This window comes from Mesorhizobium sp. M7A.F.Ca.CA.002.04.1.1, from assembly GCF_004022805.1.
GTDB lineage: Bacteria > Pseudomonadota > Alphaproteobacteria > Rhizobiales > Rhizobiaceae > Mesorhizobium > Mesorhizobium ciceri.
Window position 1 is genome coordinate 1 of the sequence record NZ_RZPL01000866.1, and the last position, 2,183, is coordinate 2,183.

A 2,183-nucleotide genomic window follows, 5' to 3' on the forward strand; every position below is an offset into this window, starting at 1 on the left:
CAGATTCGCGTCACCAAGCGCATCGAGCCGCTTGGCTTTAAGCGGCTCGGCCTCGATCAGCACACCCTGATGCACGGCATCCGACCCTGTGATCTTGTCGATATCCCTGGGTTCGACCAGTTCCGTCTTGAAGGGCAGGGCGGCGAGATCGGCGATTTCGAGGCGCTCGGCCGCATTGCGCGTCACCAGCATCTTCCTGATCTTGCGGCGCGGATTGTCGAGTGCGGCGCGAACCGTGTGCAGGCCGTAGAGCCGCACCAGTCCGTCCGCGGCATTTTCGCCCGGCGGAACCGGCTGTCGAGGCCGGAACGCCGGCGCGCCGCCGCTTTTCTCGTCGCGATAGGCGCGGCGCAGCTTGGCGTAATGGGTGTCTTTGGGGGTGTTGGTTTTATCGCTCATGGCTGGCTTCTATAGCGGTGTCCTCCGGCCAAGGATATGGCCCGCCGTCACAGCCGGCGAACAACATCGAAAAACGCTGGCTGCGCGGTTGACACCCAATGGCCTTGCCGCCATAAGGCGCTGCGCTGGTTTCGGAGAACACATAACTCGGGTCCGGATCGGCGTGAATGCCTCGTTGCATGGCTCCGGCGGCAGACTGGAGAGGTGCCCGAGTGGTTAAAGGGGACGGACTGTAAATCCGTTAGCTTAGCTTACGTTGGTTCGAATCCAACCCTCTCCACCACTGCCGGCCCGGAAGCCCTGAAACGCGACAAGAATCGGACCGAAAAGTGCATGGCGCTTTTCGGATGAATCCGGTACTTCAGGTAAGGCGCGGGTATAGCTCAGTGGTAGAGCAGCAGCCTTCCAAGCTGAATATGCGGGTTCGATTCCCGCTACCCGCTCCAGACACTCATCCCATCACCGGCAAGCCGAAGCACTGCGCACGAAGCGCAGCGCTCCAATTGTCGTGGCTGCGCCGCGTCAGCTGTTGAACGCGGATGCGACCTGGTGCTGCTGCGGCACCTGGCCATTCGGCGTCAGCTTGTCGACGATGCCGGGCAGGGCGGTGGACAGTTGCTTGAGCAGTTCCTGCTCGTCCAGTCCGGTCCGTTGCGCGATCTCGCGGATGATCTGCGGTCCGATCGCGGCGCCAAGATCGTTGGCGTTGATCGACTGGTTCTGGCCGGTTCCGACCCAGGAGTCCGCGGTGTTGCCGTGACCGGCGTCCCGGAGCTTTTCGAGCAGTCCGCCCAGGCCGCCCAGCAGGCCACCGTCGGCGGATGTGGTTTCCGTCGGGACGGGGGCGGTCGGAGCGGGCACGGGAGACTGTTCCGGCTCTTCGGCACTTCTGCCGCTCAGCATCTTGCCGACCAGCAATGCGCCGAGTGCGATCATCAGAGGTTTGGTGATGTTGCCGCCGGGAACGGCGTTGTCAAAAAGTCCCATCGTGGATCCTCCATAGCGACCAAGGCCCGACCCCTCCTCAACAATGAAGCATTCGGGCGGAATTTCAAGCTGGCTTGAGGTTTTGACAATCATATGAAAATGTTCGGCTGGCGAGGGGATGGAGAGGAAAAAATGGGTATCATCAGCTGGATCATTCTCGGCGTGGTCGCCGGCTTCATAGGCAGCAAGATCGTCAACAAGACCGGCCAGGGTGTCATAATGGATATCGTGCTGGGCATCGTCGGCGCCATTGTCGGCGGGCTGATCTTCAGTGCCTTCGGCGCATCAGGCGTCACCGGTCTCAACATCTACAGCCTGATCGTTGCCGTCATCGGGGCGGTGGTTGTTCTGTGGGCCTACCATCAGTTCAGCGCAAGGCGGACGCTTTAGGCGCCTGCGGATCGTCTGAGGTTTCGAGTTTCTGAAGGCAAGACCGGCTTCAGGCCGGTATGCCCGGCTGTGGCTTGCCTATGGCATCGGGGCGGCGAAAACAAAGATCGGCGTTCCCGCAATGAAACGAGGCTAGGCGACGACGGCCAACCGGCGCTGGCGCTGATCCAGCGACACGATGGTCAGCCCGCTGCCGACGACCAGCAGGATGCCACAGACCGCCAGTGTGTTGGGGAATTGCCCGAACACCAGCAGGCCCGAAATGACCGCCCAGACGGTGAAGCAATAGTAGAACGGCGCCACGGCGCTGGTCGGTCCGACGCGATAGGCCATGAAGATGAAGAAGTGGCCGAAGATCAGGAAAAATCCAGCACCTGCCATCAGCAGCAGGTGATGCGCCCCGGGCA

Annotated in this window: 3 protein-coding genes, 2 tRNA genes and 1 pseudogene; 3 read left to right on the plus strand and 3 right to left on the minus strand. The window is 61.6% G+C overall.

Annotation, left to right across the window (positions count from 1 at the left end):
• Positions 1-399, minus strand: a 399-nt coding sequence (locus tag ENZ75_RS29640; RefSeq protein WP_281061310.1) for an RNA methyltransferase substrate-binding domain-containing protein, incomplete at its 3' end; no start/stop codon positions are given.
• Between the two features lie 198 nt (positions 400-597).
• Between ENZ75_RS29640 and ENZ75_RS29645 the strand changes: the two genes are divergently transcribed.
• Positions 598-682: transfer RNA gene (locus tag ENZ75_RS29645), tRNA-Tyr, on the plus strand.
• Between the two features lie 89 nt (positions 683-771).
• Positions 772-845: transfer RNA gene (locus ENZ75_RS29650), tRNA-Gly, on the plus strand.
• A 76-nt stretch (positions 846-921) separates the two neighbouring features.
• Here ENZ75_RS29650 and ENZ75_RS29655 read toward each other — a convergent pair.
• A complete protein-coding gene (locus tag ENZ75_RS29655; RefSeq protein WP_024505802.1) occupies positions 922-1,386 on the minus strand; it encodes a YidB family protein in 465 nt (154 codons plus the stop codon).
• A 132-nt stretch (positions 1,387-1,518) separates the two neighbouring features.
• On the opposite strand from ENZ75_RS29655, the gene ENZ75_RS29660 reads away from it, so the two are divergent.
• The gene (locus tag ENZ75_RS29660; RefSeq protein WP_013531402.1) at positions 1,519-1,776 is read left to right on the plus strand and encodes a GlsB/YeaQ/YmgE family stress response membrane protein; all 258 of its coding nucleotides are present in this window, start codon (positions 1,519-1,521) and stop codon (positions 1,774-1,776) included.
• A gap of 132 nt (positions 1,777-1,908) precedes the next feature.
• Here the strand turns inward: ENZ75_RS29660 and ENZ75_RS29665 are convergent.
• Positions 1,909-2,183, minus strand: a pseudogene (locus tag ENZ75_RS29665) (EamA/RhaT family transporter); the annotation flags it as partial.

What these genes read in the sequence shown, in the direction of transcription:
- ENZ75_RS29660 (WP_013531402.1), top strand. Translation starts at nt 1,519, where the DNA reads ATGGGTATCATCAGCTGGATCATTCTCGGCGTGGTCGCCGGCTTCATA.
- ENZ75_RS29655 (WP_024505802.1), bottom strand. Translation starts at nt 1,386, where the DNA reads ATGGGACTTTTTGACAACGCCGTTCCCGGCGGCAACATCACCAAACCT.